The sequence below is a fragment of the Streptococcus devriesei DSM 19639 genome, assembly GCF_000423725.1.
GTDB classification, from domain to species: domain Bacteria; phylum Bacillota; class Bacilli; order Lactobacillales; family Streptococcaceae; genus Streptococcus; species Streptococcus devriesei.
The window spans coordinates 35,713-57,656 of sequence record NZ_KE384085.1; the positions used below are offsets into that span (position 1 = coordinate 35,713).

Annotated in this window: 17 protein-coding genes; 2 read left to right on the top strand and 15 right to left on the bottom strand. The window is 43.4% G+C overall.

Annotated elements, in window-relative coordinates; translation table 11 throughout:
• Window positions 1–124 precede the first annotated feature (124 nt).
• The 8 genes from G573_RS0110390 to cdaA all read right to left on the bottom strand — a co-directional run bounded on the left by G573_RS0110390 (window position 125) and on the right by cdaA (window position 11,083).
• Window positions 125–1,369, bottom strand: coding sequence for a dihydrolipoamide acetyltransferase family protein (locus G573_RS0110390; protein WP_027976669.1), 1,245 nt, complete (start codon window positions 1,367–1,369; stop codon window positions 125–127).
• 13 nt (window positions 1,370–1,382) lie between these two features.
• Window positions 1,383–2,414: an alpha-ketoacid dehydrogenase subunit beta gene (locus G573_RS0110395; protein WP_027976670.1), complete on the bottom strand. Its 1,032-nt coding sequence runs from the start codon at window positions 2,412–2,414 to the stop codon at window positions 1,383–1,385.
• A 16-nt stretch (window positions 2,415–2,430) separates the two neighbouring features.
• The gene (locus G573_RS0110400; RefSeq protein WP_027976671.1) at window positions 2,431–3,504 is read right to left on the bottom strand and encodes a thiamine pyrophosphate-dependent dehydrogenase E1 component subunit alpha; all 1,074 of its coding nucleotides are present in this window, start codon (window positions 3,502–3,504) and stop codon (window positions 2,431–2,433) included.
• Window positions 3,505–3,530: 26 nt separating this feature from the next.
• The gene (lpdA, locus tag G573_RS0110405; RefSeq protein ID WP_027976672.1) at window positions 3,531–4,868 is read right to left on the bottom strand and encodes a dihydrolipoyl dehydrogenase; all 1,338 of its coding nucleotides are present in this window, start codon (window positions 4,866–4,868) and stop codon (window positions 3,531–3,533) included.
• Window positions 4,869–5,103: 235 nt separating this feature from the next.
• Window positions 5,104–7,680, bottom strand: a complete 2,577-nt coding sequence (locus G573_RS0110410; RefSeq protein WP_027976673.1) for an ATP-dependent Clp protease ATP-binding subunit — start codon at window positions 7,678–7,680, stop codon at window positions 5,104–5,106.
• 197 nt (window positions 7,681–7,877) lie between these two features.
• Window positions 7,878–9,227 (bottom strand): phosphoglucosamine mutase, encoded by a 1,350-nt coding sequence (gene glmM, locus G573_RS0110415; protein ID WP_027976674.1) that lies wholly within the window; start codon window positions 9,225–9,227, stop codon window positions 7,878–7,880.
• 52 nt (window positions 9,228–9,279) lie between these two features.
• The gene (locus G573_RS0110420; protein WP_027976675.1) at window positions 9,280–10,236 is read right to left on the bottom strand and encodes a CdaR family protein; all 957 of its coding nucleotides are present in this window, start codon (window positions 10,234–10,236) and stop codon (window positions 9,280–9,282) included.
• Window positions 10,229–11,083 (bottom strand): diadenylate cyclase CdaA, encoded by an 855-nt coding sequence (gene cdaA, locus G573_RS0110425; RefSeq protein ID WP_027976676.1) that lies wholly within the window; start codon window positions 11,081–11,083, stop codon window positions 10,229–10,231. The genes G573_RS0110420 and cdaA overlap by 8 nt, the downstream gene beginning before the upstream one ends.
• A 109-nt stretch (window positions 11,084–11,192) precedes the next feature.
• Here cdaA and murT point away from each other — a divergent pair, with 109 nt between their 5' ends.
• Both murT and gatD read left to right on the top strand, forming a co-directional pair.
• Window positions 11,193–12,536: a lipid II isoglutaminyl synthase subunit MurT gene (murT, locus tag G573_RS0110430; RefSeq protein WP_027976677.1), complete on the top strand. Its 1,344-nt coding sequence runs from the start codon at window positions 11,193–11,195 to the stop codon at window positions 12,534–12,536.
• A complete protein-coding gene (gatD, locus tag G573_RS0110435) occupies window positions 12,536–13,324 on the top strand; it encodes a lipid II isoglutaminyl synthase subunit GatD (RefSeq protein WP_027976678.1) in 789 nt (262 codons plus the stop codon). The genes murT and gatD overlap by 1 nt, the downstream gene beginning before the upstream one ends.
• A gap of 222 nt (window positions 13,325–13,546) precedes the next feature.
• On the opposite strand, the gene G573_RS0110440 is transcribed toward gatD, so the two are convergent.
• The 7 genes from G573_RS0110440 to G573_RS0110475 form a co-directional block, all read right to left on the bottom strand.
• Entirely contained in the window at window positions 13,547–15,454 is a 1,908-nt protein-coding gene (locus tag G573_RS0110440) for an ABC-F family ATP-binding cassette domain-containing protein (protein ID WP_027976679.1), read from the bottom strand.
• A 152-nt stretch (window positions 15,455–15,606) separates the two neighbouring features.
• Complete coding sequence (locus G573_RS0110445; protein ID WP_027976680.1) at window positions 15,607–16,716, bottom strand: family 8 glycosyl hydrolase; 1,110 nt, start codon at window positions 16,714–16,716, stop codon at window positions 15,607–15,609.
• A gap of 11 nt (window positions 16,717–16,727) precedes the next feature.
• Window positions 16,728–18,038, bottom strand: a complete 1,311-nt coding sequence (locus G573_RS0110450) for a glycosyltransferase family 2 protein (protein ID WP_027976681.1) — start codon at window positions 18,036–18,038, stop codon at window positions 16,728–16,730.
• A gap of 145 nt (window positions 18,039–18,183) precedes the next feature.
• Window positions 18,184–18,972 (bottom strand): hypothetical protein, encoded by a 789-nt coding sequence (locus tag G573_RS0110460; RefSeq protein WP_027976682.1) that lies wholly within the window; start codon window positions 18,970–18,972, stop codon window positions 18,184–18,186.
• Window positions 18,973–18,979: 7 nt separating this feature from the next.
• Complete coding sequence (gene wecB, locus G573_RS0110465; protein ID WP_027976683.1) at window positions 18,980–20,128, bottom strand: non-hydrolyzing UDP-N-acetylglucosamine 2-epimerase; 1,149 nt, start codon at window positions 20,126–20,128, stop codon at window positions 18,980–18,982.
• 341 nt (window positions 20,129–20,469) lie between these two features.
• On the bottom strand, window positions 20,470–21,168 hold the full coding sequence (locus G573_RS0110470) for a M57 family metalloprotease (protein WP_027976684.1): 699 nt from the start codon (window positions 21,166–21,168) through the stop codon (window positions 20,470–20,472).
• Between the two features lie 160 nt (window positions 21,169–21,328).
• Window positions 21,329–21,856, bottom strand: a complete 528-nt coding sequence (locus G573_RS0110475; protein ID WP_027976685.1) for a DUF1307 domain-containing protein — start codon at window positions 21,854–21,856, stop codon at window positions 21,329–21,331.
• Window positions 21,857–21,944 lie beyond the last annotated feature (88 nt).

Consider the following 21,944-nt stretch of genomic DNA (forward strand, 5'->3'; position numbering starts at 1 on the left):
CGTAGCAAGGGATAAGGACTTCCAATAAACCACTGCGTTAAATATGTGATACTTCATAAATTGAAAGAGTTTGAGACTTTTGTCCCAAACTCTTTACATGCTTAGCTGTAAGGTCTGCAGCTAGTTAGAATATGAGGCTGTAAGCGTCTTCCAAGTAGGAAACAATTGTTCCTAAGAATTCAGCAGCAGGTGCCCCATCTAAAACTTGATGGTCAATACTCAGGCTGAGCGGCAGGTATTGTTTTTCAACTACCTGTCCTTCTTCATCCAAAGCAAGAGCTTTTTGAATAGTACCAACACCTAAGATAGCCACTTCCGGTGTATTTAGAATTGGCGTGAAGTATTCAACGCCCTGACCGCCAAGGCTGGTAATACTGAATGTTGAACCCGAATAAAGAGAAGCATCCAGAGTTCCTTTTCTAGCTTGTGCTGCCTGTTCTTTAATAGTCCGGCCCAAATCCGACAAGGTCCGCTTGTCTGCATTACGGATAACCGGTACTACTAAACCATCGCTTAAAGCAGTCGCTATACCAATGTGAATTTCTGATTGGACTTGATACTGCCCGTCAGCATACCAGGCATTGGCTTCCGGGTGGTCTCGCAAGGCTTTGGTAACCGCCTTGGTTAAAAGTGTTGTAATTCCAATTTCACCATTTTCCAGCGGTTCCTTAACCTTAGACTGAATATCTTTTCTAAAAGCCAGCAAAGACGTGACATCAGCCTTACGGTGAATGGTTAGCTGCGCACTTGTCTGCAGGCTGTTCATCATGCGTTCAGCAATAACCTTGCGCATACCTGTCAGACCAGCTCCGTAGGCAGCGGACACAGGAGCAGCTGCCCTGACAGCAGCAGGCTTAGCAGCCGGAACACTTGCCGGATTAAAGGCTTCAACGTCCCGCCGTGTAATCCGGCCATTGCCGCCTGTTCCTTTGATATAAGAAATATCCAGACCCTTCTCCTCAGCAATTTTACGTGCCAACGGTGTGATAAAGATACGTCCGCCTTCATGCTTGACAGCTGCAGCAGCCGGAGCTGCTTCTGTCGCTTCAGTTGCGGTTGAAGAAGTGCTGCTCTCTTCTGCTGTCAGATCCGGTTCAGGCTCTGTACTTTCTGCATCGGGAACAGCTTCACCTTTTTGGCCTACCCAGGCAATGACTTGCTTGCAAGGAACCGTTTCTCCTTCACCTCTGACAATTTTTAAAATGACGCCGGCTGCCGGAGCTTCAACTTCACTTGTTAATTTTTCAGAACTGATTTCCAACACAGGATCGCCCGCAGCAACGGTATCGCCTTCTTTGACAATCCATTTGTTAATCAGTCCTTCTGACATCGTTAAACCTAATTTAGGCATCACAATTTCTGTTGCCATATTATCCCCCCTTCTAGGCCTTCAAGTCATCAATCAATTCAGCTGCTTCTTCAATGACACGGTCTGCATTAGGGATGTATAATTGTTCAAGATTGGTAGCAAATGGCACCGGCACATTTGGTGCACAGACACATTTAATTGGGCCGTCTAAGTAGTCAAATGCTTTATCATTGACAACAGAAGCAATATCTGTCGCGGTGTTGTTATGCGGATTGGATTCATCCACAACAATCAAGCGCCCTGTCTTCTTAACCGATTCGATGACTGTTTCCTGATCCCAAGGTGCAACAGTTCTCAGGTCAATCACTTCAACAGAAATACCGTCTTGGGCCAAACGGTCAGCTACTTCATAAGCCACATAGAGCATCTTGCCGATCGTTACAATAGTTAAATCACTGCCTTCACGGCGGACAGCAGCTTTACCGATTGGAACCGTATAGTATTCTTCCGGTACTTCACCTTTTAATCCGTAGAGAGTCTTGTCTTCTGAAAAGATGACAATGTTGTTGTCTTCAATAGATGAAAGAAGAAGACCTTTAGCATCATAAGGTGTTGCCGGAACAACGACCTTAAGGCCCGGAATCGATCCGAAAATACCATAGTAGGAACCTGAGTGCTGAGCAGCTGCTGAAGCTCCCGCACCGTGCATGGTCCTTACAGTCATGGGCACCTTGGCCTTACCGCCGAACATGTAGCGTACTTTGGATCCTTGACCGATCAGAGCATCAAAGCAAAAGCCCAAGAAATCATTGAACATAAGTTCAGGAATCGGACGTAAGCCCGTCAGAGCCATCCCAACTGCAGCTGACATATAGCCATGTTCTGAAAGAGGGGTGTCAATAACACGGTCACGGCCGTATTTAGGCATAAGTCCGGTGGTAACGCCCATAACACCGCCCCAAGCTTCTTCATTTTGTTCTTCCAAATGTTTAACTTTGACACCGCCTGCGATATCTTCACCAAGTAAAACAACTGTGTCATCTTTGGCCATTGCCATATCAAGCGCTTCGTTAATTGCTTTCATAAATAACAGTTCTCTAGCCATTTCTAACCTCCTTCATTTACTCAGCAAATACATCTTCAAGCAGGGATTCTGGAGCAGGAATCGGACTGTCTTGAGCGTATTGGATAGCCTCTTCGACGTCTTTTCTAGATTCTTCCAGAATTTCGTTCAATTCTTCTTCAGTCAGCAGATCGTGTTCAATCACATGATCACGGAAGACTTCCAAAGGATCAACATCTGCCCATTCTTTTTCTTCACCGTCTGGTGCCTTGTATTTTTGCTCATCACCTTCAAAGTGACCGTAATTACGGTAAGTAACAGCTTCGATAAGAGTTGGTCCTTCACCCCTTCTGGCCCGTTCAACTGCTTCTTTAGCCACTTGATAAACAGCAAAGAGGTCCTTACCGTTAACCCGGATACCCGGCATGTCGTAAGCCAGAGCTCTTTCAGCAATTGTTGGAGATGCGGATGAATACCACTGAGGTGTAGATTCAGCAAAGAGGTTATTTTCATTGACAAAGATGACAGGCAGTTTCCAAATAGATGCCATATTCAGGCATTCGTGGAACAGCCCTTCATTAGCGGCACCGTCACCGAAAAAGCAGACAGCGACATTGTCGGTTTTGAGATACTTGTTGCGCATAGCTGCTCCGGTCGCCAGACCAAAACCGCCGCCAACCATACCGTTGGCACCCAGAATTCCCTTATCGATGTCCGCAATGTGCATGGAGCCACCCTTGCCTTTGCCAAGACCGGTCGCCTTACCGAAAATTTCAGCCATCATTCCTTTCAGATCGCCGCCCTTAGCCACACAGTGGCCGTGGCCGCGGTGAGTACTGGTAATATAGTCCTTATCTGTCAGATTAGCACAGACCCCTGTAGCGACTGCTTCTTCACCTGCATAAAGGTGAACAAAGCCCGGAATTTGTCCAGCTGCAAAGAAGCGGCGGGCATTTTCTTCGAAATTCCGGATATCCCACATGGTCTTGTACATGTCCTTAGCCTGTTCTTTTGAAACTTCCTCAGCTTCAATGTCCGTTGCCGTGTGAACCCTCAGGTCAACAAGTTCTGAAACAGATGTATTGCTTCTGGTTCTCGTTAATTCTTGTGGTAAATCTTTATAGTTTGGCATTCTGCTTCCCTCCTATGTTAAAGTCTTTACTGAACAATTCGTTTAGCAACTTCCTGTATCAGTTCTGAAATAGTTGGGTGAGCAAAGACAGTGTCAACAACTTGATCCAAGGTTCCCTCTGCCTGCCTCAGTAAAATCAGCTGCTGCAGTAAATCTGTTGCGTGCTCGCCAACAATAACAGCTCCTAATAGTTGATGGTACCTCCTTTCTGAGATGAGTTTTACAAATCCTTCTGATTCGGCTGCTGCCAGAGCCCGGCCGTTGAACGAAAACGGCAGCTGCTCAGCCTGAACATCATATCCCTGTTCTTTGGCTTCTTCTTCACTGAGCCCAAAAGAGGCCACTTCCGGGCTTGTATACAGCGACCGCGGCACACCCAGAGCATCTACAGGCTCTTCTGCCCTGCGGCAAATAGCCTTGACTGCCTTGATGCCTTCCATGCTGGCAACATGAGCCAACATATAACTTTCTGTCAGATCACCAATAGCGTAGACATGGGGAATTGATGTTTCATAGTAGTCATCAACCTTGATGAATCCTCGCTCTGTCAAAGCAGCACCCATTTTCTGAGCCAGTTTTGTATTTGGCTTGCGCCCTGTCGCTACCAATAATTGGTCAAACTCCTGAGCGCCGCCGTCTTCCAGAACAACTGCCTGTTTCGTCACTTCCTTTATTGAAGCGCCTTCAAAGATACGCACTCCTAATGCCTTTAGCTTATTTCTGATAATGCTGCGCGCAGCTTCATCCTCTGTTAAGAGAATTTGCGGTGCCACTTCGACAACTGTAACGTCCACACCCAGCGGTTTCATGGCAAAAGCCAATTCAATAGCAATCACACCGCCGCCGATAATGACAAATTTTTTCGGCAGAACCTTTAGACTAAAAAAAGTGTCTGTTGTCAGATAGGCTGCCGAGTCAATCCCATTAATAGGCGGAATAAACGGATAGCTTCCGGTTGCCAGAATGACATCTTTTCCTGAAATTTTTTCGCCATTGACGATGAAAGTCTTATCCTTATCAAATATCGCCTCACCTTCATAGTAATCAATTTTCAGTGTTTTAAACGTCGCATGGATGCCGCCCTGCAAGGCAGAGACAACCTGATCTTTACGATTGACTAACTTTTCAAAATCAATCCCTTCAAGATTGGTTGAAATTCCGTGCTTTGCGGCTTCCTTCATTGACAAGAGCCAATGGCTGTGCTGAAGGTAGGCCTTTGAGGGAATACAGCCGACATTCAGACAGGTACCGCCGATAAACTTCTTTTCAACAACGGCAACCTTCTTGCCAAGCCTGGCAGCTTCTTCAGCGGCAACATAGCCTCCAGGTCCGGCACCAATAATTAAAACGTCGTACTTAGCCAAAATATCACGCTCCTTTCTCCAAAAACTAAAGGGCATTATATATTGTTGTTGAAAACGCTTTCTCTAACTTGATTGTAGTACTTTCCATAGGGAATTTCAAGCAAAAAAAGTTTGTGAAATTTCTTTTTATCATACTTTTTTAAGCTAAAAAACCATCAGCTAATGCGCTTTATCAATGCATTAACCGATGGTTTGTTTTTTAAAAAGACTGAAAAATTAGTGAAATATTAGAAAATTAAGAAAAGCTAAAGGAGAGCTTGTCATTTTCAAGCGACACCTTAGCATAGAGCTCTTTTTTAGAGTCCGTCTGATTCTTAATAATGTGCAGGGCAAGCGGATTTTCCAATTCCTGCATGATCGTTCTCTGTATTGGACGGGCGCCAAAGGCCACATCAAATCCCTTTTGTGCCAGAAATGCGTAAACAGGCTCTGTCAGCTCCAGATGGACATCTTGATCCAAGAGACGTGTTTGCAAATCAGCAATCATGACCTTAACCACACCGATCATATTTTCTGCAGAGAGCGCATTAAAGACAACAGTCTCATCAATCCGATTGAGAAATTCAGGCCTGAAACTGTGATTTAACTCCTCCAAAACTTCTTTGCGAACTTCGTCTGTCAGCCGGCCATAGTTCTGCAGGCTCTGTAAAATTTTGGATGAACCAATATTGCTGGTCATAATCAAAATAGTATTTTTAAAGTCAATGGTCCGTCCTTTAGAGTCTGTCAGCCGACCCTCATCCAGAACCTGCAGCAGGGTATTGAAAACGTCCGGATGGGCTTTTTCAATCTCATCAAGAAGAACGATAGAATACAGCCGCTGCCGCACTGCTTCTGTCAGCTGGCCGCCTTCTTCATAGCCGACATAGCCCGGAGGCGGTCCCACCAAACGGGCAACGGCATGCTTTTCCATATATTCAGACATATCCAGACGCACCATTTCAAGTTCACTGCCAAAGAGTACTTCAGCTAGGCGTTTGGCTAAGGCAGTCTTTCCGACACCTGTCGGCCCCAAAAAAAGGAAAGAGCCGATCGGCCGTTTAGGATTTTGAATCCCGGCACGCGAACGGATAATAGCCTGTGATACCTTTTGCACAGCCTGATTTTGCCCGATGATTTTTTCATGCAGCAAATCTTCCAGATGCAAGAGACGGTCACGTTCGTTTTCCATAACACCTTGCACCTTTATACCAGTCAAGCGCTCAACAATGGCGGCAATATCTTCTCTGGTGACTAAAACATCGATCATTGCTGTTTGAGACAGGCGCTTCTGCTCCAAATCCTCAATAATGTGACGCTGGTTTGCAATTTTACTGTCTTTTAAATCAACGTACTCAGCGATCTGATCTTCTTCTAAGGCACGGTCAGCTTGATCTTCTAAGTCTGCCAGCTGCCGCTGAATTTCCTGCTCCTGATCCAAAAGCTGGCGCTCATTTTGCCACTGTGCCAACAAAGCCTTTTTCTGCTCTTCCAATTTTGCTAAGCGCTCTGTTAACGGGGCTGCTTCTTCAGAATCGGCCAAGCGCAGCAGATGAATTTTCTGAGAAACAATCTGAACAGACAAGTCATCTATCTGCTTAGGATAGGCTCTGGCAGCAATTTGCTTGACCGCACAGGCCTCATCAATCAAGTCCAAAGCCTTGTCCGGCAAAAAACGATCAGAAATATAACGTTTGGACAGTGATACTGCTGCCTCCAGCGTGTCTTCGGCAAGCCTGACCCCGTGAAAGTTCTCATACATCGGCTGCAGACCCTTTAAAATCTCCATGGTCTGCTCTGTATCCGGTTCGTGGATCAGAATTCTTTGGAAACGTCTTTCCAGAGCCTTATCATACTCAATGCTTTCCCGATATTCCGCATAGGTGGTTGAGCCTAAAATCCGAATATCGCCTCTTGCCAGAAGCGGTTTTAAAATACTGGCGGCATCAACCGAACCTTCTGTCCGGCCGGCACTGACAATCGAATGAATCTCATCCACAAAAAGAATAATTCTGCCTTCAGACGCTATAATGTCATTTAAGAGAGCCTTAAACCGCTCTTCAAATTCGCCTCGATATTTAGTTCCGGCCAGCAGAGCTCCCATATCAAGACTGTAAATCAGCTTGCCTTGGAGATTTTTAGGCACCTGATTTTTGACCAGACGCTGAACAAAGCCTTCCATAACAGCCGTTTTGCCGACACCCGGATTTCCTACTAAAACAGCATTGTTTTTGGTTTTCCGCGATAAGATTCGAATGATGTCGTTGATTTCATCCTGACGGCCAATAATTTTATTGGCGTGCCCGTCCAGAATACGCTGGTTAAGATTAACAGCGTATTTCTCTAAAGCATCGTAAATGGCCTCTTGATTGGAAGAAATCGCCGGCTTTCCCTTACGCATCTTGTTCATTTTTTGATAGAGCATATCTTTGGTAAGTCCATGTTCCAGCAAAAAAACGGTGATTGGATTGCGCTGCTGGTTAAAAAGCGCCAGAATGAGGTGTTCTGCAGTTATAACCTGATCGCCTAAATCCGTCATCTCTTTCTGTGCATCATCCAGAAGGTTTTTCAGACGCTGGCTGTACAGACGTGCGTAGCTGCTTTTTTCGGTAGTTGAAAAAGCAGGGATTTTGGCAACTTCCTGGTCAATCACGTTCAGCAGCTGATGGCCGTTTATTCCTACAGATTCATAAAACTGAAAAGCAAACTGCTCAGGCCGCACTAAAACTGACCATAGGTGAGGAATATCCACCTGATAATTGCGGTGAGACACTGCCAGCTCTTTAGCTTCTGCCAAAGAATCCTCAACCACCTGAGTCATCTTATCTGCCATGAAATCACCCCTTCTCATTTATTAAACGCTTACATTTTCTAATCTACGTTTAGTATAGCACAAATTATACTTTCTGACACTTATCCAGACAGCTCAATGCCTGCAAACAAAAAGGAGCCGAATAAAGCTGCTTTCGACTCCTATTATATTCTTCATGATACAAAACAGCATCATTGGCAATTAAGGCCAGCCTTGTTTTAAATGCCGATTTCTGCTTCTACGACCCTAGCAATCGTATCAACATAATAGTCAACCTCTTCGAGACTAGGCGCCTCTGCCATGATACGCAAAAGCGGTTCTGTTCCGCTCGGACGAACCAGAATGCGGCCGTTGCCAGCCATCTCTGTTTCCATCTTTTCAATCACATTTGCAATCAGCGGTACATCCATAGCCTTATCCTTCATACCGTTTTCAACACGAATGTTGACCAGTTTTTGCGGATAGATGGTGACTTCACCGGCTAATTCGGACAGAGACTTCCCGGTTTCTTTCATGACCTTGGTCAGCTGGATGGCTGTCAGCTGACCGTCTCCGGTAGTGTTATAGTCCATGATAATCACATGGCCGGACTGTTCTCCGCCCAGATTATAGCCGGAGCGGCGCATTTCCTCAACGACATAGCGGTCACCAACTGCAGTAATCTCCTCGTTGATATTTTCCCGATCCAGCGCCTTGTGAAAACCGATATTGGACATGACTGTTGTCACGATAGTGTTTTTAGCCAGTTTTCCTTTTTCAGCAAGATACTTACCGATAATATACATAATCTTATCGCCATCAACAATCTCACCATTTTCATCAACAGCAATAAGACGGTCACTGTCGCCATCAAAGGCAAGTCCGACAGCTGCACCAGATTCTCTAACCAGCTCCTGCAGCTGTTCAGGATGGGTTGAGCCCACACCATCATTGATATTAAGACCATCAGGCTCATCGCCAATGACGGTAATGTCCGCATTTAAATCTAGAAAGACCTGACGTGCCGATGACGAGGCTGCACCGTTGGCTGCATCAATAGCAACCTTCATCCCTTCCAAATCTACACCGGTAGAAACGAGGAATTTTTCATACTTACGGACACCCTCAGGATAGTCAATCAGTCTTCCTAAACCAGCCGCACTTGGCCGCGGCAGAGTGTCCTCTTCAGCATCCAAAAGTGCTTCAATTTCCAGTTCACGGTCATCATCCAGTTTAAAACCATCGCTGCCAAAGAATTTAATGCCGTTATCCAAGGCGGGGTTATGGCTGGCCGAAATCATAACACCGGCACTGGCCTTCTCGGTGCGAACCAAGTAAGACACACCGGGTGTTGCTAAAACTCCCAGCTGATAGACCTCAATCCCTGCTGATAAAAGGCCTGCAACCAGAGCACTTTCAAGCATCTGACCTGAAATACGTGTATCACGCGCTACAAAAACTGTTGGATTTTCTTTTTCATGCTGACTGAGCACATAACCGCCAAAACGGCCGAGTTTAAAGGCTAACTCCGGCGTTAACTCAACATTTGCTTCACCGCGCACACCGTCGGTACCAAAATATTTTCCCATAATTATTTGATGCTAGGCATCTTCCTCCCTTTAATCTAATGTCATTATAATATTATTTTTTCTTTGCTGTCAACTTAACCGCAACTTTATCAGGACTGACCTTAAGTTTTCCGGCCGACAGATTAACAGTCTTAGTTGTATCCTTGGTGACATCGGAAATATTGACTTTAACTTTAACGTAAGGTGTCTTATCAAGTTCGGCCTGTTTACCGTAGACAACGGCTTCTTTAGTCTGCAGTTCATAGCGAATGTCTGACAGACTATTGTTGAGCTGACCGATCAGTTCAACAACAATCGGAACGGTTTTTGACAGTTCCCCCACATCAACATCCAAGTCTGTTTTAGTTGGATTAATGATACTTGGCAAAATTTTGCCGCTTTCAGAAACCGCCTGCAGGGTCACCATGCTGCTGTAATCCTTGGACAGGATCTGCTCTTCCGGCAAAATAGCCGCTACATGATCAATTTGATTGATGGTTGCTTCATCACTGGTTACCTCCACCTCAGACACACCGGTTGATACCTTTTCCAGTCTGTAGCCGTCTGCGATCTGATCAGCAGTAACCTTTCCTTCAACTCTAAAAGTCTTCGTCTTTTTCTTGCCGACATTTACCGTTATCGTAGTCGGTGAAGACTCCGCACTGACGCCGCTCGGAAGATCTTTTACTTCCAGCGGCACTCTGTTGGTTCCTTCTCTGGCATTGGATAAGTCAGCTACTACTTTAAAATGTCTGGTGTCATCATTGATTTCAGAATCTAATTTAACCCGATTGGTGGAGGTCAGGTAGACTTCTGTATCATAGGAATAACCGCTGATAAAGTATTTATTGCTGTCATACTTGATATCAATAGGAACATTTTCCAAGGTATGGCTGTAGGTCTGCAAGAGGCCGCTCGTTTGATTTCTTGAACTGTAATTAACAGAATTAGCTGTTAAAAACAGCAAAACTGCAAAGAAGATTGAAACAAGAGCCAGCCCCAGGCGTTTTGTAAAAATTCGTTTAACCATGATGTTGACCTCCAAAGAATTGTTTCAGACGGTTCTTTTTCTTAGGTTCTTCTTTGATAAAATGATCACGCAGCAAGACTTCAAAAGCGTCGATAGACAGATCGTGGACAAAATCTCCTTTGTAGGCAATGGATATAGCTCCTGTTTCCTCAGAAACGACGAAGGTAAAGGCATCAGAGTTTTCAGAAAGTCCGATAGCTGCCCGGTGCCTTGTTCCAAATTCTTTGGAAATATGGCTGGACTCAGAGAGAGGCAGATAGGCACAGGAAGCCGCAATCTTATTGTTTTGAACGATGACAGCTCCATCATGCAAGGGCGTATTAGGAATGAAAATATTAATCAGCAGCTCTCCTGAAACATCTGCATCCAAGGGAATTCCCGTCGCAATATATTCCTGCAGGGTCTGCGTCTCTTCAACAGCAACCAATGCTCCTATTTTTCGCGGGCTCATATAAGCAACAGCTTTTACAAAAGCATTGACTAGCTTTTCCTCATCGCTGAGCGGCTGTCTTTGAATGAGCGACTGGGGCGTTCGGCCGAAACGTTCCAGCCCCGAACGAATTTCAGGAGCAAAGATAATAACGCCGGCGATAACCCCGTAAGTAATCACCTGATTCATCAAAAAGGCGATTGTCGTAAATCCCAGAAATTCTGCTATAAATTTAAAAAGAACAAATAAGACAACCCCTTGAACCAGCGCCATGACCTTAGTCCCGGCCAGAGCCTTGATAAATTTGTAAATCAGCCAGGATACGATGGCAATATCAAGGACGTGAATTAAAATTTTCAGCGGGCTGTCAAACAGACTGGCCCAAAAATTAGCATTAACATCAAATAAAGTACTCATACAATTCTCTCTTTTAGTAAAAACTAGCTAAATACATGCTTTACCATTATATCACTTTTCAAGCGATTTTTCTGTATCTCAAACTCTTTTTTTATGATAAAATGTTCTTATGACTCTTAAAACACAATTAGGCATTATTGCCGGTAAAACAGCCCATTTTGTTCTCAGTAAATTGGGCCGCGGATCAACTTTGCCGGGGAAAATTGCTCTTCAATGCGATAAAGATATTTTAAACACTCTGGCTAAGGATTACGAAATCGTCGTTGTCACCGGAACCAATGGTAAAACCCTGACCACTGCTTTGACAGTCGGTATTTTGAAGGAAGCCTACGGCGAGGTGCTGACGAATCCCAGCGGTGCCAATATGATTACAGGAATTACAGCGACCTTTTTAACCGCTAAAAAAAGCAAGAACGGCAAAAAGATTGCGGTCTTAGAGATTGATGAGGCCAGCCTCCCTAAGATTACAGAATACCTGACACCCAGTCTTTTCGTCTTCACCAACATCTTTCGTGATCAGATGGACCGTTACGGAGAAATTTATACCACCTATCAGATGATTTTAGACGGTGCAGCCAAGGCTCCTGAAGCTGTTATTTTGGCTAACGGAGACAGTCCGCTTTTTCATTCTGTCAAAACGGTCAATCCTATGCGCTACTACGGCTTTGACATTGACAAGCATGAACCTGAATTGGCACATTACAATACGGAAGGTATTCTCTGTCCCAACTGCCAGCATATCTTAAAATACCGCTTCAACACCTATGCTAATCTGGGGGATTATATCTGCCAGAACTGCGGCTTTGAGCGGCCTCAGCTGGACTATGCACTGACGGATCTGACCAAGATTACCAATACAGCTTCTGAATTTATCATTGATAAGAACAGCTACAAGATTAACGTCGGCGGCCTTTATAATATTTACAATGCCTTAGCTGCTGTTGCTGTCGCCGAATTTTTCGGGGTTGAACCGGAACAGATTAAGGCTGGTTTTGACAAGAGCCGTGCTGTCTTTGGCCGCCAGGAAACCTTTAAAATCGGCAATAAATCCTGTACGCTGATTCTCATCAAAAATCCTGTCGGTGCCAGTCAGGCGCTTGATATGATAAAATTGGCTCCTTATCCTTTCAGCTTGTCTGTGCTTCTCAATGCTAATTATGCTGACGGAATTGATACCAGCTGGATTTGGGATGCCAATTTTGAAAGCATCTTAGAGATGGATATCCCTGAAATCTTTGCAGGCGGCATCCGCCATTCAGAAATTGCCAGACGTCTGCGGGTAACAGGATATGATGAAAATAAAATCCATCAGGCTGAAAAATTAGAGGATATTATGACGATGATTGAACAGCAGGAAACAGACCATGCTTATATTCTGGCAACTTATACTGCCATGCTGGAATTTCGCAGTCTCTTAGCAAGCAAACACGCTGTCGGAAAGGAGATGAACTAATGGTTTATACATCTTTACAATCTCCTGACAGGCCTGATTATCGCTATCAGCTCAAAGTTGCCCATCTCTATGGCAATCTGCTCAACACATACGGCGATAACGGCAATGTACTGATGCTCAAGTATGTCGGTGAAAAATTAAAGGCTCAAATGACTTTTGATATTGTCTCACTGGGAGATTCCTTTAACGAAAAGGACTACGATATGATTTTCTTCGGCGGCGGCCAAGACTATGAACAGTCTATCGTCGCCAAGGATCTGCCCGGTAAAAAAGAGGCTATCGGACGGTTTATTGACAAAGGCGGCGTCGGCCTTGCTATCTGCGGCGGTTTTCAGCTTTTAGGACAGTACTACATTCAAGCTGACGGCAAAAAGATTGACGGCATCGGTGTCATGGGTCATTATACGCTTAATCAGAATAACAATCGCTATATTGGTGATATTAAAATCCACAACGAAGAATTCAATGAAACCTATTATGGTTTTGAAAATCATCAGGGCCGGACGTTTTTGGCTGAAGATGAAAAACCTCTGGGCAAAGTGATTTACGGCAATGGCAATAATAAGGAAGACGCTACCGAAGGCGTTCATTATAAAAATATCTTTGGTTCTTATTTTCACGGCCCTTTGCTGTCACGCAATGCCAATCTCGCCTATCGTTTGGTCACTACAGCTCTTAAAAACAAATACGGTCAGGACATCAGTCTGCCAAGCTATCAAGATATTCTCAGTCTCGAAATCCCCGAAGAATACGGTGATGTCAAAAGCAAGGCAGAATTTACTAACTAGTCATCACTAAAAGAGAGTGAGCAAAATCAAACATTTCTGATTTTGCTCACTCTCTTGATTTTTATCTATCTTTGGAGGGCTGCAGCTATGATTTAACAGTTCAAATTCGCAAGGATCAGAACAGTCGTTCCGCCCTTTTTTAGCTGTCTGGCACAAGCTGCCAAAGCACTGTCAGCTGTTTTTATTTAATCAGCAATTTTTATCTGATAAACAGGATGCTGTTTAACTACTATACTCTTCTGCCTTTTCAGACAAGGCTGCCCATTCTTCCATAAGCTCTTCTTGCTGAAGCACTAACTGATCAATTTCCCCTTGCAGATCCATGAGCTGATTGGCATCGTTAGTTGCCGCCATCTGCTCACTGATACTTTCTTGCTGATTTTCAAGCTGTTCCAAGGTTTTCTCAACTTCTTCAAGACGGCGGGTAACCTTCCTAAGTTCTTTTTGACCGGCCTTTTGGCTGTGATAGTCTTGAGCCGTATTGGCTGCTGATGCTGCAAGTGCTTGATTTTCACGTTTAGCAGTTTCTTCAGATTTCTTCTCTAAATAATAATCATAATCACCCAGATAAAGTTTAGAACCATTTTCTGAAATCTCCAAGACCTTAGTCGCCAGGCGGTTAATAAAATAGCGGTCATGACTGACAAAAATGAGGGTGCCGTCAAAGTCAATCAGGGCATTTTCAAGCACTTCTTTGCTGTCAATATCCAGGTGGTTGGTCGGTTCGTCCAAAACCAGGAAATTATTGTCTTCCATGGATAATTTAGCCAGCAGCAGGCGGGCTTTTTCGCCGCCTGACAGCATGGCAACTGTCTTTTGCACATCATCGCCGGAAAACAGAAAAGCTCCCAAGCGGTTTCTGATGTCTGCTTCCGGACTTGTCGGAAAAGCAGACCAGAGTTCTTCCAAAACGGTATTGCGCGCTGTCAGATTAGACTGTGTCTGGTCATAATAACCCAGCAGAACATTAGCACCGTATTTGACGTCGCCCCTAATAAGAGGCACGGTCCCGAGAATTGACTTTATCAGGGTTGTTTTGCCGATGCCGTTAGGGCCGACAACAGCTATAGCATCATACTTGCTGACGTCCAAATTAATAGGGGCAGACAAAATCTCACCCTCATAGCCAATAGCTGCGTCGCTAATTTTTAAAACGTCCTTGCCGGAAGGCTTGCTTGATTTAAAGGTCATGTGAGCCTTTTTAGCATTGCTGTCAGGCTTTTCCAAGCGCTCCATTTTTTCCAGCTGCTTACGCCGCGACTGGGCACGCTTGGTCGTTGAAGCGCGGACAATATTGCGCTGAACAAAATCTTCTAACTTGGCAATTTCCTTTTGCTGCTTTTCAAACAGTTTTTCCTCAGCTAAAAGTTTCTGGGCTTTTTGCTCCATGAAACGAGAATAATTGCCAACATAACGATCCAGCGAATGCTTGGTTAAATCAAGCGTTATGGTTGCGACTTTATCTAAGAAATAGCGGTCGTGGCTGACGATAATCAAGGCTCCTTGATAATGCGTCAGATAATTTTCCAGCCAGGCAATAGTTTCAATATCCAAGTGATTGGTCGGCTCATCAAGAACCAGCAGTTCCGGCTTTTCTAAGAGCATCTTGGCTAGGGCCAGACGCGTATTCTGACCGCCTGATAAATCTGAAATTTTCATGTCCCACATGGACTCATCAAATTGGAACGCATTTAAAATGGCACGAATATCACTCTCATAGGTAAAGCCGCCCCTGATCCTGAAATCTTCGGATAGCTTGTCATAGGTCTGCATGAGGTCATCTAATTCAGAGCCTGTCAGCTCTCCCATTTTCATTTCCAGCTGACGCAGACGCTCTTCGTCCTGACGTAAATCGTCAAAAACATGGAGCATCTCATCAAAAATGGTTTTTTCCGAATCAAAACGGCTGTCCTGTGCCAAGTAGGACAAGGACAAGCCCTTCTTTTTATCAACGCTTCCCGAGCTTGCTGCTTCTTCTCCCACCAGTATTTTTAAAAGGGTTGACTTTCCCGCACCGTTACGTCCGACAAGGGCAATGCGATCCCGTTCATCCACTTGAATAGTAATATTATCAAAGAGGACATCACCGGCAAAAGAGCGCTCAATCTTGTTTCCTTGTAAAATAATCATATGTCTATTCTATCAAAACTCCTTCAACTAAGCCAGCCGCAATAGCAAAAAAAGAGCGGCTGCTCAGCTCTCAGACAGGATTGTCAGAGTTTGAAGCAAACCGCTCTTTTTATAATTGTTTCTTAATTGTCCTGCTGCTTTTCAGGAAAGCATCAGTCTCCCAAAACAGCCATGGTAGTCAAAGCTGAATCGTAGTAATTCGTTGAAGACAAACCGTCAACAAAGACTTTCTTTTCCTGTTGGTGCAGGCGCTCATATTTGTGCTCCAGCTTTTTAGCCGCATAAAAGACGGGAGCATCAAAGCTGGCAGACTGATGAGCATCCAAGCGTTTGCCGTTTAGCTTATAGCCCGCATAGATGGCTTTTTGTTTCATAAAGAAATTCATCATCTTTTTGAGCATCTTCCGGCTTTGCTTGTCTTTGCTTCTGGCTAAGTTATAAGGCATACGGCAGGCATTGTAATAATAATCACCGTCATACTTGCTGGCAACTAAATTGGCTTTGGCCGCCTTAACCTCGCCGGACTTGCGAACCCACATGAAGTCTGGGAAAAGACCTGACTTGTGCTGATCACTCATTTTTTCCAAGCTAGCAAGCATTGAAGATTTAATGGTCTTCCAAGTGTCATTTTTACTAAACTTATAGAAGACATCAAACTGCTCCGGCAGAACATCCGATGTTCTGACCAAATCATAGTAATCACTTCCCTTAACAGCCCAATTTCCGACAGTCAGGGATTTGGTTTCTGAATTATAATTGTAGGCCAAAATATCATTTAAAAGGAGCTTAGCCTGTTTCTTATAGGTGTCCGCTTTATCTGACCAGAGTTCAGCAGCCTTAATCAGCGAATAAGCGATATAGAGATCCCCGTCTGTAGCACTGTTAGACAAATCTTTAATCGTACCGTCTGATTTGATGTCTTGCTTCCAAGACATCAGCTGTGTACCTGCGGTACGATGATCCATATAGTATTGATAGAGCTTGCTGAATTCCGACTTACTGTCAGCACCCTTTTGGGCAGCTTCAACAGCAATGTACATTCCGTAGCCCTGTCCCTCAGAAAGGGCTGTTGTTTCATCTTCGTTTGCTGCCGTCTTCACATAGGCGCTTTTGCCATGGGTTACCACATAGTATTTAGACCATTCTTCATAAATATTTTGCTTCATATCATCAGTGCTTTTAATACGAATGACGTAAAATCCTGCAGTCAGTATTGCAAGAAAGAGGACAAACCAAATATATTTTAATTTCTTCTTTTTCACTTCTTTCTCCTTTAGCCTGCAAATCGTTTCGTTTTAACCCATTTCGTTCCATCACGGCGTAAGATTTTATCCATGATAACAGAACTAATCGATGAGATTGATACTATGATAAAGAGCTGTGTATAAGTAAAGTAGGACAACAGCGCCGTCCAAATCTGCCGAACAGTTGCCTGACCGTATTGAGTGGCCTGTGAGATAGAAATCTGCAGCAAATAGAGCAGAATCATCAAGAACCAGTTAAACAGCAGCAGCTGAGCCATGTATACATTATTCGTATCAAATGCAAACGGGATTTGCACACCGGGTTTAAATAAGCCGACAAACAAAGCAATCAGATTGGAGAAGAAAAGAATATCTGATAAAACGATGGCCGCATTAAACCAAAAGAAGGTACAGGTATAATAGAAAACTTCCCATTTTACACGCCAGTTGCCGCGGCCAAACAGATGTTTGAAGTTGGCAATAACCACTTCATAATTCCCCTTAGCCCAGCGTTTTCTCTGCAAGTAATAAGATCTCAGCGTTTCAGGTTCCTGCTGGAAGGCTTCAGAATTATGAGCCAGAGCGATTAGTTTTCCGCTCTGCATGATTTTAAAGGAGATGTCCGTATCTTCTGTCAGCGCACCGTTTCGCCAGCCGCCAATACTCTTAACAAATTCTGTGTTAATGATAAAGTTCGTTCCGGGAATCCGGCCGATCTTACCCAAATGCCACATACCAACGTGCTGAATCCGCTGTGTAACAACGATTTCTTGGTTGATACAGCGTGTTAAGAAATTCTGATTGGCGTTACGCGTCTTATTGCGTCCGAAAGCTGCAACGTGGCGTTCCGGATCCTCCATCACTTTTTGTACAAGGAAATACAGAGCGTTTCTTTCAGGCATGGCATCAGCATCGTAAACACAGATGTAATCCCCTTTAGCCATTTTAAGAGCGTCATTCAAAACGCCAGCTTTTCCGCCTGTACCGGTACGGTCAATCAAGGTTAAATCACGGTTAGCATATTCCGGCAGAGCTTTCACCTTTTGCATTTCCAGATAGGTATTATCTTCACAGTTATCCGCAAAGAGAATAACTTCCATCTTGTCATGAGGGTAATTCATATCTAAAATAGCCTTGGCTGTCTGAGCAATAACCACATCTTCATTATGGGCCGGAACAACCACCGTTATCATCGGATATTCAGGCAGAGGACTGGTGTCAACGTCAAAATCAGTGTGTTTAAACCAGAAATGCACTGCCGACATAAGAATAATCAAGGCCATCGCCAAGGAAGACCAAATTGAGATTAAACTAATAATCATTAAAATCTGACTAATCATCATCCACCGCCTTAAAGTTTTTATTGACTCTTTCAAGAATAACTAAATAGCTAATGAATAAGATGACAAAACAGGCCGCAAAAAAGAGACTTATGCCAAGCCCGATATTAAAAAATACATTTGTTAAATTCATAACTCCACTCACCTAATATTCTACAATGATATGAGTTTCCAAGAGACGTTCCAGCCTCCTAAGAATATCCTCATAATAGGCATAACGCTGCCAATTTTCATGATCAACCAACTGATAGCCGTACTGGAATTGGATCTCATGAGTACTGTTTTCGTTAGTAAACCGAATCTTGCTCAGATTAATGCTGATTTCTTCTTCAAGCCCCTTACGCCAATTGGGATCTGAGCTGGTCTGAATAATAAGAAATAAACCATTTCTCAAATAAAAGACCCTGTCGCTGTCTTCTTTTGACTTAAAGATAGCTCGGTTAATCCGCTTGATACTGGCATAGTATTCTTTGGGCTGCGTTTGCTTAAACTGTTCAGCATGAGCCCAGCTGACCAGCATGGTCTGAATGGTAATGTCATCAAAATGCTGAGCCTTGCGGGCATAATATTCATAGTAGCTCTTAGCCTTAGAAGTCTGAACGGCAATAGCACTTCTTTTCTCCAAAGTCAGATCTTCCAGCCGATTGGCAATCATTAAAATAATAGGCAGAGCAAAAATCAAAACTAAGCGGTCTCTCAATGGAATATAAGAAATACCGACCACAAGAATAAAGGCACTGATAATAAGGGCAAAAAGTTCTGTCCATGTTACCAGCAAATCAGTTAAGAACCAGGGCGTCAGCACAACCATGAAAATAAGAAAGCCGTAAATACCCGCAATTGTCGGTCCGTACTGAAAAGCAACGTAGATACTTGAACCGGCCGCCAAGATCAAAAGCAAGAGCATGCCGGAAAAATTTAGTAATCGTCTCATTCTGAACTCATTCCCCCATTCCAAAATCTTCCGGCCGCTCGCCGCCGTTAAAGTAATAAGAAATAGCGTCTAAAATGCGTTCAGAAGCCTGACCGTCCCCGTAAGGGTTTTTGGTCTGAGCCATTTGATCATAGGCCTCTTTATTATCCAGCAAGTCTGTCATAGCACTTCTCACAGCATCTTCTTGGGTACCTACCAGTTTCAAAGTCCCGGCAGCTACGCCTTCCGGACGTTCGGTCGTATCCCGCAGTACTAAAACAGGCTTACCCAGTGAAGGAGCTTCCTCTTGAACACCGCCGGAATCAGACATAATGAAATAGCTCTTGTTAGCCAGATTATGAAAATCCACAACATCGAGCGGTTCAATCAGATGAACGCGTTCAGCATCTGCCAAAATCTCTTTGGCTGCTTCCTGCACAGAAGGACTGAGATGAACCGGATAAACAATTTCGACATCAGGATAGTCAGCCAGAACAGATCTCATCGTTTTAAACACTCTGCGCATGGGTTCACCTTGATTTTCACGGCGATGCATAGTGACTAGAATAATCCGATTATCGGGATTAATGGCATCAAGCACCTTGTGATGGTAGTCCTCTTTCACAGTCAGAGACAGCGCATCAATAGCAGTGTTCCCAGTGACAAAGATCTGCTCAGCAGGATGATTCTCTTTTAACAGGTTGTCCCGGCTTTGATTCGTCGGTGCAAAGTAAAGGTCCGATACCACATCAGTTACCTGACGGTTGACCTCTTCAGGAAACGGGGAGTACTTATCCCATGTCCTGAGGCCTGCTTCAACATGACCAATTTTGATTTGATTGTAAAAAGCAGAGATACTGGCTGCAAGAGTTGTGGTCGTGTCACCATGCACTAAGATAACATCAGGCTTTTCACTCTTTAAGACTTGGTCAAGTTTGTTGATCACATTGGTTGTAATCGTTGACAAGGTCTGCTGCCTACTCATAATGTTCAAATCATAATCAGGGTCAATGTGAAATGTTTCCAGTACCTGATCAAGCATCTGCCGATGCTGGGCAGTCACCACTGTTACTGCATCAAAGCGATCGGTCTGCTGCTTCAAAGACCTGATTAAAGGAGCCATCTTAATGGCCTCCGGTCTTGTACCGAAAACAAGCATAACTTTAATTTTTTTCATGTTTCCTCTTTATGATAATTTTAAATTAATGTATACTAAAATGATACATCTTTGTCATAATATCACTATTTTATTACAAATTCAAGACAAATAGCTTTGAATTTTTTAAAAAAGTTTTCCTTTATTTTATGATTATATTAAAAAAGACCCTTATTAAATAAGAGTCTTCAATTATTTAAAATCCTTGTTTTACTAACCTTCAACCGGCTTTAAGCAGAACATCATATTTCTCTAATGAGATACTAAAAATGACAAAATCTGACAATTGCTACTATTTCATAGATAACAACAATATTAAATGAATATGATAGAGATATTATATTACTTAAACCGTCTCACATTTAATTAGCATAGAGCTTCTTGACAGCTGCAACATCAACATCCTGAATACCGTGATAAGAACCTGATGAAGCCATTACCGAGGTCTCATTATCATCGTGACTAAGACCGATTGCATGGCCCAATTCGTGCTCTGCCGTGTGGACTATTCTCTCAAAACTGTAGCCATAATCCTTATTTAAGAGATAGTAGCGATTGAGCTTGACATCAACATGGCTGATACGGTTAGTAACAGCATTTGTTTCAGATTCGGCCAGACCGGCAGCCTGAGAAGCAGCATCTGTGTAATCAGTTGCTATAATATCTGCTGAGTCTTTATTAGAGACAATAGTAAAAGTAAAACTTCCTGTTGCATTCCAATTAGCAAGAGCTGTTTGATAAGCTTTAATAAAAGTCTCATCAGTTGAAGCTATATAGACCGAAGCCTTATTCTCAGCCCAGCGGCTGCCTCCTTCATGCTCATAGTTATCAGTAGATAATTTGGACATGGTATCTCGAAGGTTGAAATCACTGCTAAAAAAGGTTGAAAACCTATTAAGCTGATTAGAAACGGCAGCTCCAAAGTCAGCTTTGTTGCTGCTGGTGAAATAGAAAAAGGCTAATCCAATGACTGCTAGGATAATTGCCGTTCGAAGAAGACTCCAAATCAGGCTGAAAATTAACCTAGGAATAAAAAATAAAATCTTAACGATTGTTTTCATGGGGAGATGTCCTTTCGTTTTTTGTTAGAAAAGACCCAAAACTTTCAAATTGAATTTAAGTATAGCAGGCATGCGCATAAAAAGCAAGGATTTTTTCCCTCATCACAGATTTGTAAAAAAAGAAAAACGAGACAGTCAGCTGTCTCGCTTTACATAACTTCTACTCAAGGTTCAGTTTTTGAAACTGTCCTTTTTTAACTTTGGTATATCCTTGTTTCTTAAGCAATTTTTCACTTTTCTTTAAACTAATATAAGCTGCTCTTTTGCCTGAAGGTGTGTCAAGATCTATTTCCGGCAGTTTTTCTGCCAACTCATCAAGATCAGCTTTGTTATAGTCAACACTGACTTTTTCTACCAAATAGGTATCTTTATAGTCGATGCTTTCTTTGACACCTGTAATACCTTGGTATTTTTCTGCTTCGTCAGAAAGCTTTTCCTTGGCTGCTTCTGCATCATCTACCTTAAGAGCTGCATAGGTTATCGTGTTTTGTGTCACCTGTTTAGTGACGCGGTCGCTTCCTTTTCTATGATAGTAAGTCAGCCGAACATCTGCACTGCCTTCTTTAAACATTTGATAATAGACAGCTCTTGTATTGGATGACTTGGCGCTGGCTGTTCCTTGAACCAACAGGGCTGCAAGCAAGACCGCAGCAAATGTTCCTAAAATAAGGATGAGTTTCTTTTTCATAAATAAGTTCCTCACTTTCCATTTATACCTTTTATTGTAACCTCTTACAAATAACATGTCAAGGTCTGTAAAAAAGAGGCTCTGCCAT